Here is a 17,119-nt window from a genome sequence, read left to right as displayed (position 1 = left end):
CCATGATCGGAACCCTGGTGGAGAACGGTCTCACGGCGTTGGCCCGCTACGACTCCTACGGCCAGGAACAGGTCGACGAGATCGTGAAGAAGGCGTCGGTGGCCGCGCTCGGCCGGCACGCCGAACTCGCGATGCTGGCGGTCGAGGAGACCGGCCGCGGCGTGTTCGAGGACAAGGCGGTGAAGAACATCTTCGCCTGCGAGCACGTCACCAACCACATGGCCGACATCCGTACCGTCGGGGTGATCGCGCAGGACGACATCACCGGCATCACCCAGATCGCCGAGCCGGTGGGCGTGGTGGCCGCCGTGACGCCCGTGACGAACCCGACCTCGACCACCATCTTCAAGGCGCTGCTGGCCCTCAAGACCCGCAATCCGGTGATCTTCGCCTTCCACCCGGCGGCGCAGCGCTGCAGCGCGGAGGCGGCCCGCACGGTCCGCGACGCCGCCGTCGCCGCCGGGGCGCCGGAGCACTGCATCCAGTGGATCGACGAGCCGTCGGTGGCCGCGACGAACGAGCTGATGCGGCATCCCGCCGTCTCGGTGGTCCTGGCGACCGGCGGCAACGCGATGGTCCGGGCCGCCTACTCCACCGGCAAACCGGCGCTCGGTGTCGGCGCCGGCAACGTCCCCGCGTACATCGAGGCGTCGGCCGACGTGGCCCGCGCGGTGAACGACGTGGTGCTGTCGAAGGCGTTCGACAACGGCATGATCTGCGCCTCCGAGCAGGCCGTCATCATCGACGACCCGATCCGGCCGGCCGCCCTCGCCGAGTTCCGGCGACTGCACGCCCACATCGCGACACCGGAGGAGAAGTCGCTGCTGGAGAAGCTGCTCTTCGGCTCCGGGAAGCTCAACCCGGACGTGGTCGGGCAGCCGGTGACCTGGATCGCCGAACACGCCGGATTCCCGGTCGCCCCGGACACCTCGATCATCCTGGTCCCGGTCGACCGGGTCGGCCCGGCCGAGCCGCTGACCCGGGAGAAGCTCTGCCCGGTGCTCGCCCTGCTGCCCGCCACCGGTCACGACCAGGCCTTCGGGTACGCCGAGCAGATGGTCGAGTTCGACGGCCTGGGTCACAGCGCCGTCATCCACACGCGGGACGCCGACCTGGCCGAGGCGTACGGCCGCCGGGTCAAGGCCGTCCGGATCATCTGGAACGCGCCGGCCTCGCAGGGCGGCATCGGCGACATGTACAACGCCTTCCTGCCGTCGCTGACGCTGGGCTGCGGAAGCTACGGCCACAACTCGGTGTCGCACAACGTCACGGCTGTCGACCTCATCAACATCAAGCGGGTGGCCCGGCGGACGAACAACCTGCAGTGGTTCAAAGTTCCGCCGAAGATCTACTTCGAGCCGAACGCGATCCGCTACCTCGCCGACATGCCCGACGTGCACCGGGTCACCGTGGTTACCGACCACACCATGACCAGACTGGGGTACGTGGACCGCGTGTCGTCCGTGCTGCACCGCCGCCGCGAGCAGGTGGCCCTGCAGATCATCGACGACGTCGAGCCGGAGCCCAGCGTGCGTACCGTCGACCGGGGCGCCGAGTCGATGCGCTCGTTCCGCCCGGACACCATCATCGCGCTCGGCGGGGGTTCGGCGATGGACGCCGCCAAGGTGATGTGGCTGCGCTACGAGCACCCCGAGGTGGTCTTCGCCGATCTGCGGGAGAAGTTCTTCGACATCCGCAAACGTGCCTTCAAGTTCCCCACCCTCGGCGCGCTGGCCCAGCTCGTCTGCATCCCGACCACCTCCGGCACCGGAGCCGAGGTCACCCCGTTCGCGGTCATCACCGACACCGCGTCGGGCAAGAAGTACCCGCTCGCCGACTACGCCCTCACGCCGAGCGTGGCGATCGTCGACCCGGTCCTGGCCGCCGACCTGCCGGCGGTGGTCACCGCGGACAGCGGCTTCGACGCGCTGACCCACGCGATCGAGTCGTACGTGTCCGTCTACGCCAACGACTTCACCGACGGGCTGGCCCTGCATGCCGTCCGGCTCATCTTCGGCAACCTCGCCCGGGCCGTCCACCAGGGCGCCGCCGATCCGGTGGCCCGCGAGAAGATGCACAACGCCGGGACGATCGCCGGCATGGCGTTCGGCAGCGCCTTCCTCGGCATCGTGCACGCCATGTCGCACACCCTGGGTGCCACCTTCCACGTCGCACACGGGCGCACCAACGCGATCCTGCTCCCGCACGTCATCAGGTACAACGGCACCGTGCCGAGCAAGCTCACCGGCTGGCCCCGGTACGAGACCTACCGGGCGCCGCAACGCTTCGCCGACATCGCCCGTACCCTCGGGCTCCCCGCGGCGACCGACGCCGAAGCGGTCGAAGCTCTGGCCACGGCGATCGAGCGCCTGCGCGACGAGGTCGGCATCGAGCCGTCGTTCGCGGCGGTCGGCGTGGACGAGCAGGCCTTCCTCGCGGCGCTGCCGCAGCAGGCGCTGAACGCGTACGAGGACCAGTGCGCGCCGGCGAACCCCCGGATGCCGATGCTCGACGACATGCAGGAACTGATGCGCGCCGCCTACTACGGACCGGCGACCGCCGGCTGATCCCGGCGGTGACCGCCGCCTCGCCCAGGAGGGGCCCGGCGGTGCGCGACGGCCGCCGGCGAGGGCCGAAGGTCCCTCGGCTTCCGGCCCGCGGCCCCCCGTGGCCGGGCGCCGCCGGGCCTAGGCTAGGTCCGGACAAGACGAGATCAGTGGAAGGGAAGCACGGTGACCGCGGTCGAATCCGAACTCCGTACGCTCGCCGAACTCGACGACACCGAACTCGCCCGTCTGGACGCGTGGTGGCGGGCGAACAACTACCTGACCATCGGTCAGATCTACCTGCAGGGCAACCCACTGCTGCGCGAGCCCCTGGCGGCCGAGCACATCAAGCCGCGCCTGCTCGGCCACTGGGGAACCAGCCCCGGCCTGTCGCTGATCTACGCGCACGTCTCCCGGCTGATCCGGCGCACCGGCCAGCAGGCGATCTACCTGGCCGGTCCGGGTCACGGCGGGCCGGCACTGGTGGCCGCCGGCTACCTGGAGGGCACCTACAGCGAGATCTACCCGGACGTCAGCCAGGACGAGACCGGGATGCTGCGCCTGTTCCGGCAGTTCTCCAGCCCCGGCGGTATCCCGTCGCACGTGTCGGTGACCACCCCGGGTTCCATTCACGAGGGCGGTGAGCTGGGCTACGTCCTGGTCCACGCGTTCGGCGCGGTCATGGACAACCCGGACCTGCTGGCCATCGCGGTGGTGGGCGACGGCGAGGCCGAGACCGGGCCCCTGGAGGGTTCCTGGAAGGGCGTGTCCTTCCTCAACCCCGAGCGCGACGGCGCGGTCCTGCCGATCCTGCACCTCAACGACGCCAAGATCTCCGGGCCCACCGTGCTGGGGCGCAAGGACCCCGAGGAGGTACGCCACCTGCTGCGGGGCCACGGTTACGACGTCATCGAGGTCGAGGGCTCCGACCTGCCCGGCATGCACCACCGCTTCGCCGCCGCCCTGGCCACCGCCTGGACGAGGATCCGCGACATCCAGACCGCCGCCCGGGACGGCTCCTGGGACGGTACGCGTCCGACCTGGCCGCTGATCGTCCTGCGGTCGCCGAAGGGCTGGACCGGGCCGGACACCGTCGACGGGGTCACCGTCACCGGGACGTGGCGCTCCCACCAGGTGCCGCTGTCCGGCGTGAAGGACAATCCGGAGCACCTCGCGCTGCTGGAGCGCTGGCTCAGGTCGTACCGTCCGGAGGAACTGTTCGACTCCACCGGCGCGCCCGTGGCGCTGGTCCGGGACCAGGCCCCCGACGGCGACCTGCGGATGAGCGCCAGCCCGCACGCGAACGGCGGGCTGCTCACCCGGGACCTGGACCTGCCGGACTTCCGTTCCTACGCGATCGAGGTGTCCCAGCCGGCGCAGCAGCGGGCCGAGTCGACGCGCAAGCTGGGCGAGATGATGCGCGACATCTACGCCCGCAACGCCGACCGGTTCCGGTTGTTCTGTCCGGACGAGACGAACAGCAACCGCCTCGGCGGCGTCTTCGACGTCTCCGACCGCGCCTTCATGGAGCGGGTGACGCCGGAGGACGTGGCGATCAGCCGCGACGGCCGGGTCATGGAGGTGCTCAGCGAGCACAACTGCCACGGTTGGCTGGAGGGCTACAACCTGACCGGCCGGCACGGCATGTTCGCCACCTACGAGGCATTCGCCATGGTCAGCGCCTCCCAGACGGTGCAGCACGGCAAGTGGCTACAGGAGGCCAAGCACCTGCCGTGGCGCGCGAAGGTGCCGAGCCTCAACGTGCTGCTCACCTCGACGGCGTGGCGCAACGACCACAACGGCTTCTCCCACCAGGGCCCGGGCCTGATCCAGGTGGTGCTCACCCAGCGCGGCGACGTCGCCCGGGTCTACCTGCCGCCGGACGCCAACACCCTGCTGTCGGTGGCCGACCACTGCTTCCGGTCGCGGTCGTACATCAACCTGATCGTCATCGACAAGCAGCCGCAGTTGCAGTACCTCTCGATGGACGAGGCGATCGAACACTGCGCGCGCGGGGCGGGGATCTGGGAGTGGGCCGGCACCGACGACGGCACCAGCGACCCCGACATCGTCCTCGCCTGCGCCGGCGACGTCGTCACCATGGAGACGGTCGCGGCGGCGCAGATCCTGCGCGACCGGCTGCCCGGTCTGAAGGTGCGCGTCGTCAACGTGGTCGACCTGATGACCCTGGTCCGGCCCAAGGACCACCCGCACGGCATGAGCGAGACCCTGTTCACCGAGCTGTTCACCGACGACGTCGACGTGGTCTTCTCCTTCCACGGCTACCCCGGCGCGATCCACCAGCTCGTCCACGGCCGCCCGGACGCGGACCGGTTCCGCGTGCGCGGCTTCATCGAGCAGGGCACGACCACCACCCCGTTCGACATGACGGTGCGCAACAAGGCGTCGCGGTACCACCTCGTGATGGACGCCATCAACAACGCCAAGCGGCTGCCGCGCGGTGCGGCGGACCTCAAGGCGTGGTGCCGCAGTCAGCTCGACCGCCACGAGGCGTACGTGGTGGAGCACCTGGAGGACATGCCCGAGGTCCGCGACTGGGCCCTGGGCGACTGGGCCGCACGCGGCTGAGTTCGACGGGGACGGTGGCGCCGGTCGGCGCCACCGTCCCCGTCGCGCACGCGCGGGTCCGCCGTCAGAACACGCGTGTACGGCGTGGACCGGACGCGAGGCCCGCGATCGGGCCGACGGCGCCGTCCCGCCCGGGTTGCCGGGGCTCGCCCGTGAGGTCGACGTCCATCACGGCGGGGCTGCCGTCCGCCTCCTCGAACTCCGCGTCGGCGCACCGGACCCGTTCCAGGTCCCGGCCGGTGACCACACCGATGCGGGCCTCGTCGAACGCCTGCGGGAGGTCGGTGACGAGCCAGACCGCGTCGCCCTCGTCCACGACTGCCGCCGACGCGGCGCCCAGCACCAGTGGCTCGTGCTCACCCTCGAACGGCCGGGCCCCGGCGGCGTAGGCGTTCGCGCGGGCGTACACCGGTTGTCTCACCTCGACGTACTTCTGCTGGTCGCTCGGCGGCTGGTCGGCGAGGCGGGCCAGGTACTCGGCGAACGACGCCGGATGCCCGTCGTATCCGGCGGTGCCGGCCAGCGGCGGCCCTTCGCCCTCCGCGCCCGCACCGTAGGCCGCGCCCGGGTCGCCGCCCAGGAAGAGGTTCCCCACGTACCTGTCGTCGCCGCCGTAGATCACCGCGTAGCCGGCCACCTGGGTGCTGTGCGGCAGGTGGTACGGCGTCGCGCGGTCCAGCACCGGCTCCAGCCGCACGGTGCCGCAGATCAGGTTGCAGACGAAGGCGCCGCCCTGGCTGAACAGCTCCAGCGCGGCGGGCGAGCCGAAGATGTTGTGCTCGACCAGGTAGGGGCCGTGGCTGACCTCGACGAAGAGGTCCCGGGAGTTGTCGTGGTAGACGTTGCGGGAGAGCCGGGTGCCCTGTGCCTGCCAGTCCAGCCAGGTGCCGAGCGAGCAGTCGTGGATCCGGTTGTGCCGGATCACCACGTCGATGGCGGCGTGCAGCTTGATGCCGGCGATCTCGTACCCGTAGAACTCGCGCTTCACGCCGATGCGGTGGATGTGGTTGTCCTCGATGGTGGAGAACGCGCATCCCAGGTGACCCACTATCGCGTTCTGGCCGCAGTCGTAGATCGTGTTGCGGCGGATCACGTGCGAGCCGATGTGCTCCCGGTCCCACCCGATCCGGCGGGCCGCGAAGACCGACTCCACCTGGTACTGGTAGCCCGGCTTGTCACCGCGCAGAGCCGAGAAGTTCCGCCCGGTCGACCCCTCCTTCCCGATCGAGATCGCCGCGCACTTGGCGTCGTGGATCACGTTGTCCTCGATGACCCATCCCTTCGCCCAGCCCGGCCCGATCAGTCCCGGCTGGTCGGCGGTCGGCGGCGCCCACGGGCTGGCCGCGTGCGCCAGCTCGAAGCCACGGACGGTGATGTGGTCCAGGTGCGGCTGGTCCGGGTAGAAGACGCTGCGGCGTACGTTGATCTCGACGAGTTCCGCGTTCGGGTCGGCACCCTGGAAGTTGGCCCAGATCGTCGTCCGCTCACCGACCTCGGCGTACCAGACGAGCCGGGTCCGGTCGGGATCGCCTACCGGACGGGGCAGCCTGGTCCAGTCGTCGACGACCTCGATGCGCCGGGGCGGATCGTCGACCTCCGCCCGGCTCCCCACCTCGAAGAAGCTCAGGCCGTTCAGGTAGACGTCGCCGAGGTGCCGCCGTGGCGCACCCGGGCGGTAGACGATCCAGTCGCCGGTCACCTCCTCGGCGAACGGGTTGAACGAGCCGAACACGGCGTTGTCGACGACCGCCCGCCACACGGTCCCGCCGAGCGGCTCCCAGCCGGTGACGCGTTCCGATCCCTTGATCACCACGTGCTCGCCGGGCGCCGCCTCGTAGGTGATGCGGCGGGAGTCGCTGAGACCGCCGTGGCGTGGCTTCACCCACTCGCGGTACTCCCCCGCGTGCACCACCACCGTGTCACCGGGCTGCGCTACGCCCGCCGCCCGGTTGATCGTCCGGAAGGGCCGCTCGGCGCAGCCGTCGGCGCGATCCGAACCGGTGATCGCCACATGGAACACGGATGCCATCCGGGGAGCCTCCTCGTCGACTGATGGAGATGTCTTCGGCGGCGCGTCCGCGCCCGTTCACGTCCATACCGGCAGGTCGATCGCGGACGGGTGGGCGCCGCCGTGGGAGATCTCCTGCTGCGCCCGTACGGTGGTGGTCGCGGTGGCGGCGGGTTCGCCGGTGCCGGGGTTGCGGGCGTAGCGCGGATGCGCTCCGGAGCTGACCTGCACGGCGATGCGGTGGCCGGCGGCGAAGCGGTGGAACGCCGGCCACAGCGGCACGTCCAACTCGACGAAACCGTCCTCACGAGGTCGCGGGTCGGTGGCCGCGGTGCCGACGCCGCCGATGCGGCGGATGCCGTCGCACACGCTCATCGAGCGGCCGTCGGGGTGCACGTCGCAGATCCGGACGAACACGTCCGCGCCGGCCGCCGTCGAGCGGAACCGGACCCGAGCGATCGGCTCCCCGGCGAGGACGACGGCGTGATCCAGCGGTGGACTGCCGAAGACGACCACGTCGCTACGGCGTTCGTGGGCGCTGTTGTCGACCGGCCCGCAGGACGGGCCCAGGCCGGGGCCACCGACCGCGGGTGTGGGCCGGTCGGGATCGTAGGTGTAGCGGGTGCCGCCGCCGTCGGGGACGGCCGGGTCGAGCAGTCCGGACCGGTGCAGGTACCACCGCCGCACGGCGGTGCCCGGCGGCGGCCACGCGGGCAGGTCGTGCCACTGGTCCGCGCCGGTCAGGAAGGCGCGCACGGGCGCGGGCCGGGCCGCCGGTACGCCGGCGAAGTGTTCCTTGAGGAACGCGATCGACTCGGCGAGGAACGGGCTCTGATCGCTGCGGTGGCCCCACGGGCCGATGGTCAGCCGGGGCGGGCGACCGGCCGCGACCAGTTGGGCGTAGGTGCGCAGCTGCCAGGGGAGGAACAGGTCGTACCAGCCGGTGGCCATGTAGACGGGCGCTGTCACGTCGGGCACCGACGCGGTGTGCGACTGCCGGGTCCAGTAGTCGTCGGTGAGCTGCTCGTGCGTCAACCAGTCCTGGTACCAGCCGATCGGGTGGCCCGCCACGGTGGAGTCGCCGCGCGACAGCGGCAGGATGTCGAACGCTTCGGCCAGCTTCCGGTCCGGCCGCCGCGCGAGCCGCGCCCGGACCAGGGCGCCGCGCATGCCCCGCAGGGCCATCAGACGCGACCAGCCGAGCGAGCCGCCCAGCGAGAAGGCGCCATTGGTCCAGGTGACCGCGCCGAAGTCGGCCATCGTCACGTTCAGGCACAGGGCGTCAGGGGCGTTGGCGGGGTCGTCCCGGCACATCCGTCCCGCCACCGCCCACTGGGTGTAGCCGAGGTAGCTCTCGCCGTACGTCGCGACGGTGCCGGTGAACCAGTGCTGGCGGCGTACCCACCGGTGGGTGGCCATGCCGTCACGCTGCTCGTCGAGCTGGGGGCGGAAGCTGCCACCCGAGCCACCGGTACCGCGGCAGCTCTGCACCAGCACCGTGAACCCCTCGCCGGCCAGCGCCGGCGCGTCTGTGAGCGAGCCGTGCCGGCCGTACGGCGAGCGGACGACGATCGTGGGCAGCGGCGGTTCCACCGGGCCGGCGGGCAGGTAGAGGTCGGCGACCAGCTCGACGCCGTCGTCCATCGGCACCCGCAGCCCGCGCCGCACCGTGACGGGGTACGGGCTGCGGCGGGCACTCCGGAGCCGGCCGGTCAGTCGGCGGCGGAGGCTCGTCATCCCTCACCCCTTGAACGCGCCTTCCATGATCCCCTGCACCAGACGGCGCCCGACGAAGACGAACAGCACCAGCAGCGGAATGGTGGCCAGGAAGGAACCGGACATGGCCAGGCCCAGATCGATGTCCCGGTTCTGCTGCAGTGCCTTGATGGCGATCTGGACGGTGTAGTTCTCCGGCGACTTCAACACGATGAACGGCCACAGGAAGTCGTTCCACGCGTAGACGAACGTGAACAGCCCCAGCACGTACGCCGCCGGGCGGACCAACGGGAAGGCGATCCGCCAGAAGATCTGCCAGGTGGTCGCGCCGTCCACCCGCGCCGCCTGCATCAGCTCGTCGTCGATGGTGCTGCCGATGTGCTGGCGCATCCAGAAGATGCCGAACGCGCTGACCAGCCCGGGAACGATCACCGCCTGGAGGCTGTCCACCCAGTCCAACTGGGAGATGATCAGGTACTGCGGCACCACTGCCAGCTGCGCCGGCACCGTCATGGTCAGCACGACGATGAGGAACAGCGTGTTACGGCCCGGGAAGGACAGCTTGGCGAAGGCGAAGCCGGCCAGCGCGCAGAGCACCGCCTGACCCACGGCGATCGTGCCGGCGACGATGAGGCTGTTCAGCAGGGACTGCACGAACGGCACGATGGTGAAGACCAGCTCGGCCAGGTGCAGGAAGTTGCCGCCGGGTGTGAGGGTCGGAGGCAGAGTCGTCGCGGTGGCGGAGTCCGTCGTCGCCACCACGAACATCCAGTAGAGCGGGAAGACGCTGGCGAGCGCCATGAGGGTCAGCAGCGCGTACACCGGGATCGGGACGCGGTTGGCCTGGCGCCGCCGGGCCCGCCGGGGCGCGGCGGTCGGGGGTACGGGCTTCATGGGCGCTCCGAACGGATGCGGGTGGTCAGCAGGTAGTTGAGTCCGGAGAACACCACCACGATGACGAAGAGCGCGACGCCGACCGCCGCGCCGTAGCCGAAGTGGAACTGCCCGAAGGACTGCTCGTAGAGGTAGAGGGTGACGGTCTGGCACTGCCGTGCCGCCCCGCACGTGAGGCCGCCGACCGGGTTGGCCAGCAGCGGCTCGGTGAAGACCTGCAGCCCGCCGATGGTCGACGTCACGACGGTGAACGCGATGATCGGCCGCAACGACGGGATGCTGATGTGCAGGAACTGCTTCCAGCCGTTCGCGCCGTCGGCGGCGGCGGCCTCGTACAGTTCCCGCGGCACCGCCTGCAGCGCGGCGAGGTACAGCAGTGTGTTGTATCCGGTCCAGCGCCAGGCGATCATCGTGGCGATCATGATGTGACTGCCCCACAGCGACGCCGTGAAGTCGATGTGCTCGAAGCCCAGCAGTCCCAGGAACCAATTGATCATGCCGTAGTCCCTGTCGAACATCTGGGCGAAGACGATCGTCGTGGCCGCCACCGAGGTGACGTAGGGAACGAGCACCGACATCCGGAACAGGGCGGCCAGCCGCAGCCGCGCGTGGTTGAGCAGGTGCGCCAGGCCGAGCGCCAGGAGCAACTGCGGCACCGTCGACAGCACCCAGATGCTGAACGTGTTCCGCAGCGCCCCCCAGAAACGGGGGTCGTCCAGCAGTTCGGAGAAGTTGTCCAGCCCCACGAAACGGTGCTCACCGATCGGATCCCAGTCGAACAGCGAGATGTAGAAGGTGAACAGCAGCGGGAAGAGGCCGAAGATCAAAAAGAGCACGAAGAACGGCGAGATGTACGCGTACGGCGCCAGGAACTCCCGTACGCCCTGCTGGATCCGCCTGTTGCGAGCGGGCCTCCGGACGTCCGGTGGTGCCGGGGCCGGGCCGAGCATGGTGGTCAAAGCGTCACCCTCCCGATGGGCGGCGGCCGGGCGGTACCCGGCCGCCGCGCATCAGCCCTCGGTCATTCGCGTACGGCGTTCTTGACGTTCGTCAGCGCGGTGTCCCAGGCCTTCGCCGGGTCCACCTTGCCCTGCTCGACACTGGTGAGCGTGTTGAGGAACTCGGTGCCGATGGGGCCGTCCTGCGGACCGAAGTAGAAGGGCTTGATTCCCAGCACCGACTGGGTGTAGATCTTGCCAATCGGTGCGTTGCTGAAGAACGGGTCGGTCTTCCCGACCAGCTGCGGGTCCGTGTAGACCGACGGGGTGGTGGGCAGCGACCCCTGCATCAGGAAGTGGTCCAGCTGCCCCTTCGGCGACTGCATCTCGGAGATGTAGTTCCACGCCGCCTTCGCGTTCTTGGCGCGCTTGGGGATGGCGAGGAAGCTGCCGCCCCAGTTCCCCGAGCCACCGGGGATGGTGGCGATGTCCCACTTCCCGTTCGTCTCGGGGGCGTTCGTCTTCATCTGGCTGAGCATCCACGACGGTGAGCACACCACCGCGTAGTCGCCCTTCTTCATCGCCGCGGTCCAGCCGGACGAGAACGACCCCTGCTTGGCGGAGATGCCCGCACCGAAGGCCTTCAGCGTCACGTCGAACGCCGCCTTGACCTGCTCGTTGTCGTAGTCCAGCTGGCGGTCGGCGCTGTAGTAGCGCTGACTGCCCTGGTTGACCGCCTGAAAGAAGACGCTGGTCGGCGTGTTGTCCACGAACGGCTTGCCGGTCTTCTGGACGTACGTCTTGCCGACGTTTATGAACTCGTCCCACGTCGGCCAGAGCTTGGAGACCGACTCCCGGTCGGTGGGCAGGCCGGCCGCCTTGAACAGATCCGTACGGTAGGCCACCGCCAAGCCGCCGACGTCGGTCGGCACACCGATGATCTTGCCGTCCTTCGTCGTCGACTGCGCCATCACCCAGTCGAGATAGTTGCCCTTGATGTCGTTCGCGCCCAGCGTGGTGAGATCGACGAAGTTGTCCGGAGACTGCATGAACTTCGGCAGGTCGTCGGCCTGGATCAGCACCAGGTCAGGCACCTTCCCACCGGCCAGCGCGGCGGTGAGCGCCTGCGCGGTCTCGGTCGTGGTGCCCACCTCGGTGAGCTTGACGCGCACATCCGGGTGCGCCTTGGTGTAGACGTCGACGTCGGCCTTCTGGTTGATGTTGGCGAACGACCAGAACTCGAAGGTCTTCGAGTCGGACTCGCCGTCTGATCCGCCACAGCCGGCGAGGAGGAGCACGACGGCGGCCATGACGGCTGTGGTGGTGGTCCGGACGCGTTTCAACGGCCCTCCAGCGGTGTGATCGTGAGCGGCGGTGGTGGGGGTTCTCGCCGGCGCAGGGCACGCAGGCAGAAGCCGACGAGTGGCCGCACCGACGGGTCAGTCGTCGTCCCGTCGTCAGTGCGCTCGCCGCCTCCGAAACTTATCGAGATATTTATATGCCATGATTTTGTGCGCTGAGGCTACTAACTGCCCCGCCATCCGTCAACAGGCGCGCTGCCAGGGAGAGCGCTTGACGGCAGGGTGGATTTCCGACCGGACGAGCGCCGAAAGTTTCGGAGCGGGTGGCGCGGCCCTCTCGGAAGGAGGCCGTCGGCGACCCTCTCGTCCACGCCCGGACAGCGGCCCGACGCCGGTCGCGGCGGCGCCATCGGCTGGATGAGCACGGGCGCGAGGCGAGCTTCTCCTGGGCGATCTTCGCCCGCATGTAACCGCTGTCCGGAAGCCGTTCGGAGCCCACAACCGAGAGGACCACGTAGTGACCCCCACCCCGGCGTCCGCAGCAGCGGCGAGAAGGTTCCGGGTGGACGTCTCGAAGAACTACAGGGCGGCGCCGCTCTCGAGCGACGGCGAGTTCGACACGTCGACGACGGCGTCGGCACGGGAGAGCACGTCCGCCACTCCCTCGCCGTTCAGTGTGTTCACGCCGGTCTTCGGCGACGCCGGCACCGCCTCGTGGCCCTGGCCGCCGAGGATCTTCACGAGCTTGGAGCCGATGAGCCCGCTGCCACCGATGACGACGATCTTCAGGATCGAGCCCCTCCCTGTGCGCCCTGGCTGAGTCGCGCTGCAACCAGTAGGACGGAACCCCCGCAGGGAATGCAGGAATTTGCCGAAAGAGCTCAATGGAGATCGACCCACCCTTGGATACATCGACGCGGCGCGGCCCAAGAAAGCCTTCGATGTACGGGAAGACCTCATCTCCCGTTCGTGACGGGATGGCCGTGCCCGGGTGCAGACCAGTTCGGTCTTGAGGGTGGCGAAGCGGCCTGAGAGGGTGCTCGGTCTTGAGTCGGGCTCTCCGCCGTCAGGTAACTCTGTCGCCGTTGCCACGGCTCATGTCTCGCGCATGTGCCCCGATCAGACCATCCGGTACCTCGGAAGCAGGTTGAGCGACCGAATCGAAGCAAGAGAACGCACGGAATCAATTGGTAGTGGTGACCTGGGTCAGCCCCGCCTCAGCACGTGCCTTGACCTCAACCAAGCTTCAGCTTGAACACTGGCCGGGACGCTGTCCCATGCAAGGGGTGCTACAGATGCGCGCAATACAGGTGGCCGTGTTCGGTGGTCCGGAGGTGCTGTGTCCCACGGAACTGCCCGACCCGGTACCCGAACCCGGCCAGGTCGTCGTCGGTATGGCTGCGGCAGACGTCATTCTCCTCGACACCCTGCTGCGCAGCGGCTGGGGCCAGGACCTCTTCCCGCGGACGTTGCCGTACGTGCCGGGTGGCGGAGGAGCGGGCACGGTGGTGGAGACCGGCGAAGGGGTAGACCGGGCATGGATCGGTCGCCGTGTGGTTGTACGGACCAGCACCGGTTACGCCGAACGGATCGTCGCGGACGTCGAGGAGACCATGCCGGTGCCCGACGGACTGGCCATCGAGGTGGCGGCCGCGCTGGTGCACGACGGCGTGACCGCGCTCAGCCTGGACCGGCTGGGCAGGCCGGAGAAGGGAGAATGGGTGCTGGTCTCAGCGGCTGCCGGTGGAGCCGGCTCGCTACTGGTGCAGTTGGCCGTCGATGCCGGCGCCCGGGTGGTCGCCGCCGCATCCAGCGACGTCAAACTGGCACTGGCCCGCGAGTTGGGCGCGGAGACTACCGTCGATTACACGCGGTCGGACTGGATCCGCCGGGTGCGGCAGGCGACCGGTGGCGGTGCGGCGTTGGTCTACGACGGGGCGGGTGGCCCGCTCGGCACGGCCGCCTTGGGCGCGGTGGCCGACGGCGGCCGGTTCGTCACCTACGGTACCGCCGACGGGTTCGCCGCACCGGACCCGGAGTCGGCCGCGCGCCGCGGTATACGGGTGCTCGCTCCGCTACTGGACGGTCCCCCGAACCAGGAAACCGTGCGCGAGCTGCTGGGACGTGCGCTGGAACGGGCTGCGGAAGGGCGGCTGCGGCCGGCGATCGGCGCCGCCTACCCACTGGAACAGGCCGCTGATGCCCACCGTGCACTTGCCGCACGCACAACCGTGGGCAAGTCACTGTTGCTGGTCGGCGGTCGAACGGCCAGCTGACTTGTCGTCGTCGCCGACGGCGCATGGAACTCGGCGTCCCACACCGCTGCGGGTCCGGATCCGCGGTCGAGGCGGCTGAGAGGGGGGCATACGCGGGCGGTAGCTGCGCAGGTGTGCCACCGGAATCGGACGATAGGCCCGCTGCGGCCGCGGGCGGGATACCGAGGGCTGGTGAGATCAAGGCGGCTGTCGGCCGACGTCGATGACTGCTGCGTCCTGGTTCGCGATACTGGCCCGGCTTCGTCAGAGGATGGTGACGGTGATCACCTGTAGCACTTGACGCGGTGCTGCACATGTCTGTCCTGGATGCAGTCGTGTATCCAGGACAGGAGCAGAGCATGACGACCGCGTTGCTCGACCGCGCGCCGACGCCGCCGCCCGTCAACAGCCCTCCCGGGCAGGCGCCGCGGTTGTACGTGCTGGACGGGTTGCGGCTGGTCTGTGCTCTTGCCGTGGCCGGATACCACTTCGGCGACTCATGGAGGTTGGACGGGGTACGCCCGCCGGCATACTTCCTGCCGGACGCGGCACCGGTGCTGATCTACGGCTTCCTCGGAGTCGAGACGTTCTTTCTGATCAGCGGGTTCGTGATCCTCATGAGCGGCTGGGGACGCACCGTTCGCGAGTTCGCTGCCTCTCGCGCCGCGCGACTCTATCCGGCGTTCTGGGTATGCGTGCTGACCACGACAGCCGTGACGACAGTGCTACCGATCAGCGGCGGGCTGCCCTTCCCACCTCCGCCGGACGGGTGGGACGTGCTGGTCAACCTGACCATGCTGGCGGAGCCTCTCGACACGCCGCTTGTCGACACCGTGTACTGGACCCTCTGGATCGAGCTCCGGTTCTATCTGATCGCGGCGTGCATTCTTGCGGCCAAGCTGACCGACCGGGGAGCAAAGATGTTCGCTGCCGTGTGGCTGGCCGTCGCCGTGGTCATGCCCGCTTTCCGGGGTGCCGCCCTGGACGAGGTCGTGATGTCCGATTTCGCGCCGTACTTCGTCGCCGGAATTACCCTGTTTCTGCTTCGCCGCAACCGATCCGATCGATGGCTTTGGGTGCTGCTGGTCGCCGCGTGGCTGGTCAGCCTGCAGCGTGTGCACGAGCGGACCCTGGAGTTGAAGCCCGGCTTCGAGGTGCCCGTCTGGCCGGCACCGGTGCTGCTCACCGGGGTGTACCTTTTGATGCTCGTCATCGCGCTCGGTTACACCGACCGGGTGAAGATGGTCTGGCTGGCCACCGCGGGTGCACTCAGCTACCCCTTCTACCTCTTGCACCCGCGCATCGGATACAGCGTGATCCGCAACGTGTACGAGGAAACCCACCTCCCCGCGTCGGTACTGATCGGCGGCGCCGTGCTCGGGCTGCTGGCGGCAGCCTGGCTTGTCCATCGCTTCGTCGAGCGCCCACTCGCACCCCTGATCCGCGGCTTCGTCTTGGACCGGCCACGACAATGACCATCAGCCGCAGCGCGCCGAACACGAGGAAGAGTGTGGATCCAACGACCGCGGATGCCGATTCCGCCTTCCGCGAGCTGTTCGGGGCCACGTACGACGATTTGCTGCTCTTCGTCGAACGCCGTGCACACCTCACCGTTGCCGAAGACGTGGTCGCGGAGACGTTCTTGGTAGCGTGGCGCCGCTTGGACGAAGTACCGAAATCACTCGGCGAGGCGCGCGCCTGGCTGTTCACCGTGGCCCGCAATGTCCTGCACAACCGGCAGCGCAGCGACCAGCGGCAGCAGAGCCTCGCGCTTCGCGTCCTGCGGGAACCCGATGCTCCGAGCAGCGCCGAGGCGGACCTCGCGGCCACCCGCATCGACCTGGTGAAGGCTTGGCAGCGCCTGTCACCCGCCGATCAGGAAGTGCTGACGCTGACCGCGATCGAAGACCTCACCGGGCCGCAGGCAGCACACGTACTGGGCATTTCCCGGCCCGCGTTCAGTCTGCGCCTGCTGCGCGCCCGCCGCCGCCTGCGTCAGCATCTCGGTCAGCGGCCGAACAGCGAACCCACAAACGTCCCTGCACCGGCCGGCCCCTCACGACGCGGAGGCTCCGCATGACCGACGACGATGTCCTCAACCAGACGATCCGCTCTGCCGCGGTCCCGGTGCCCGCACGCGTCGGGCAGGAACCCGCGCGAGAACTGCTCGAGCGGATCGTCGCCACTGATCGGCGACCACGCCCAGCACCAGCGCGCACACCGCACCGCCGGCCTCGCCTGGCGATCGCCGGTGCTGCCGGAGCGCTCGCCGCCGCTGTCGCCTTCACCCTGACATTTCTCAACGCCGGTCCCGCGTTTGCGTCGTGGACGCCCGAGCCGAGTCCGATCTCGGATGCCGAGGCACGCGACCTCGTCAGCAAATGCCTGCCTGCCCAGGATGCGAGCGTCGCAAGGGTGGTCATCGGTGAAAGACGCGGCGAGTACGCATACGTGAATGCCGTGTCGCCGGCCGGAAGCCAGACGTGCTTCCGCGATCGCAACGGAGACGTGCGGAATACCAGCATCCTTACCGTGCTGACCAGCACCGAGCGGCTCGGCGCCGGGGGTGTCGAGATGTACTCGTGGGGTCAACTACGTACCGACGAAGGCTACGTCCGGATCATGGCGGGACACGTCGGCTCACAGGTGACGAGTGTGGAGATCAACTTGCGGACCAAGGATGGCGATTCGTCACGGACGGCGCGGGCAACCCTTCGCGACGGTTACTTCGGCGCCTGGTACCCCGAGGGCCCCGACGAGTCGAGCAGCAACATCACCACACTGACCGTCCGCCTCGCTGACGGCAGCGCGGTGAACCTGTCCGCGCGCGAACTGTACGAACAACCGAAGCTGGACTGAGAGGGCGGCTCGG

Annotated in this window: 12 protein-coding genes; 6 read left to right on the top strand and 6 right to left on the bottom strand. The window is 69.2% G+C overall.

Going from position 1 to position 17,119, the window contains the following annotated elements; translation table 11 throughout:
- Positions 1-2: 2 nt before the first annotated feature.
- Both adhE and O7611_RS10095 read left to right on the top strand, forming a co-directional pair.
- On the top strand, positions 3-2,567 hold the full coding sequence (gene adhE / locus O7611_RS10100; RefSeq protein ID WP_194799882.1) for a bifunctional acetaldehyde-CoA/alcohol dehydrogenase: 2,565 nt from the start codon (positions 3-5) through the stop codon (positions 2,565-2,567).
- Between the two features lie 165 nt (positions 2,568-2,732).
- Positions 2,733-5,135 (top strand): phosphoketolase family protein, encoded by a 2,403-nt coding sequence (locus tag O7611_RS10095; protein WP_194799881.1) that lies wholly within the window; start codon positions 2,733-2,735, stop codon positions 5,133-5,135.
- 64 nt (positions 5,136-5,199) lie between these two features.
- On the opposite strand, the gene O7611_RS10090 is transcribed toward O7611_RS10095, so the two are convergent.
- The 6 genes from O7611_RS10090 to O7611_RS10065 form a co-directional block, all read right to left on the bottom strand.
- Positions 5,200-7,164, bottom strand: coding sequence for a right-handed parallel beta-helix repeat-containing protein (locus tag O7611_RS10090; RefSeq protein ID WP_269696666.1), 1,965 nt, complete (start codon positions 7,162-7,164; stop codon positions 5,200-5,202).
- A 57-nt stretch (positions 7,165-7,221) separates the two neighbouring features.
- A complete protein-coding gene (locus O7611_RS10085; protein ID WP_269696665.1) occupies positions 7,222-8,880 on the bottom strand; it encodes a CocE/NonD family hydrolase in 1,659 nt (552 codons plus the stop codon).
- 3 nt (positions 8,881-8,883) lie between these two features.
- Positions 8,884-9,753 carry a carbohydrate ABC transporter permease gene (locus O7611_RS10080; protein WP_194799878.1) on the bottom strand — a complete coding sequence of 290 codons (870 nt, stop codon included), beginning with the start codon at positions 9,751-9,753 and terminating at the stop codon, positions 8,884-8,886.
- Positions 9,750-10,703 (bottom strand): carbohydrate ABC transporter permease, encoded by a 954-nt coding sequence (locus O7611_RS10075; protein WP_194800120.1) that lies wholly within the window; start codon positions 10,701-10,703, stop codon positions 9,750-9,752. The genes O7611_RS10080 and O7611_RS10075 overlap by 4 nt, the downstream gene beginning before the upstream one ends.
- A gap of 71 nt (positions 10,704-10,774) precedes the next feature.
- The gene (locus O7611_RS10070; protein ID WP_228531752.1) at positions 10,775-12,034 is read right to left on the bottom strand and encodes an ABC transporter substrate-binding protein; all 1,260 of its coding nucleotides are present in this window, start codon (positions 12,032-12,034) and stop codon (positions 10,775-10,777) included.
- Positions 12,035-12,571: 537 nt separating this feature from the next.
- The gene (locus O7611_RS10065) at positions 12,572-12,733 is read right to left on the bottom strand and encodes a hypothetical protein (RefSeq protein WP_269696664.1); all 162 of its coding nucleotides are present in this window, start codon (positions 12,731-12,733) and stop codon (positions 12,572-12,574) included.
- Between the two features lie 554 nt (positions 12,734-13,287).
- Between O7611_RS10065 and O7611_RS10060 the strand changes: the two genes are divergently transcribed.
- The 4 genes from O7611_RS10060 to O7611_RS10045 all read left to right on the top strand — a co-directional run bounded on the left by O7611_RS10060 (position 13,288) and on the right by O7611_RS10045 (position 17,106).
- Positions 13,288-14,268: a zinc-binding dehydrogenase gene (locus O7611_RS10060; RefSeq protein ID WP_194799877.1), complete on the top strand. Its 981-nt coding sequence runs from the start codon at positions 13,288-13,290 to the stop codon at positions 14,266-14,268.
- 338 nt (positions 14,269-14,606) lie between these two features.
- Positions 14,607-15,722 (top strand): acyltransferase family protein, encoded by a 1,116-nt coding sequence (locus tag O7611_RS10055; RefSeq protein ID WP_194799876.1) that lies wholly within the window; start codon positions 14,607-14,609, stop codon positions 15,720-15,722.
- On the top strand, positions 15,719-16,327 hold the full coding sequence (locus O7611_RS10050) for an RNA polymerase sigma factor (protein ID WP_194799875.1): 609 nt from the start codon (positions 15,719-15,721) through the stop codon (positions 16,325-16,327). Before O7611_RS10055 ends, O7611_RS10050 begins: the two co-directional genes overlap by 4 nt.
- Positions 16,324-17,106 (top strand): hypothetical protein, encoded by a 783-nt coding sequence (locus tag O7611_RS10045; protein WP_194799874.1) that lies wholly within the window; start codon positions 16,324-16,326, stop codon positions 17,104-17,106. The genes O7611_RS10050 and O7611_RS10045 overlap by 4 nt, the downstream gene beginning before the upstream one ends.
- Positions 17,107-17,119: the final 13 nt, after the last annotated feature.

The sequence above is a fragment of the Micromonospora sp. WMMC273 genome, assembly GCF_027460285.1.
GTDB lineage: Bacteria > Actinomycetota > Actinomycetes > Mycobacteriales > Micromonosporaceae > Micromonospora > Micromonospora aurantiaca.
This window is presented reverse-complemented; position numbering and strand designations above follow the sequence as displayed.

Coding starts and splice junctions, on each gene's coding strand:
- adhE (WP_194799882.1), top strand. CDS start 3: ATGATCGGAACCCTGGTGGAGAACGGTCTCACGGCGTTGGCCCGCTAC.
- O7611_RS10090 (WP_269696666.1), bottom strand. CDS start 7,164: ATGGCATCCGTGTTCCATGTGGCGATCACCGGTTCGGATCGCGCCGAC.
- O7611_RS10085 (WP_269696665.1), bottom strand. CDS start 8,880: ATGACGAGCCTCCGCCGCCGACTGACCGGCCGGCTCCGGAGTGCCCGC.
- O7611_RS10080 (WP_194799878.1), bottom strand. CDS start 9,753: ATGAAGCCCGTACCCCCGACCGCCGCGCCCCGGCGGGCCCGGCGGCGC.
- O7611_RS10075 (WP_194800120.1), bottom strand. CDS start 10,703: ATGCTCGGCCCGGCCCCGGCACCACCGGACGTCCGGAGGCCCGCTCGC.
- O7611_RS10060 (WP_194799877.1), top strand. CDS start 13,288: ATGCGCGCAATACAGGTGGCCGTGTTCGGTGGTCCGGAGGTGCTGTGT.
- O7611_RS10055 (WP_194799876.1), top strand. CDS start 14,607: ATGACGACCGCGTTGCTCGACCGCGCGCCGACGCCGCCGCCCGTCAAC.
- O7611_RS10050 (WP_194799875.1), top strand. CDS start 15,719: ATGACCATCAGCCGCAGCGCGCCGAACACGAGGAAGAGTGTGGATCCA.
- O7611_RS10045 (WP_194799874.1), top strand. CDS start 16,324: ATGACCGACGACGATGTCCTCAACCAGACGATCCGCTCTGCCGCGGTC.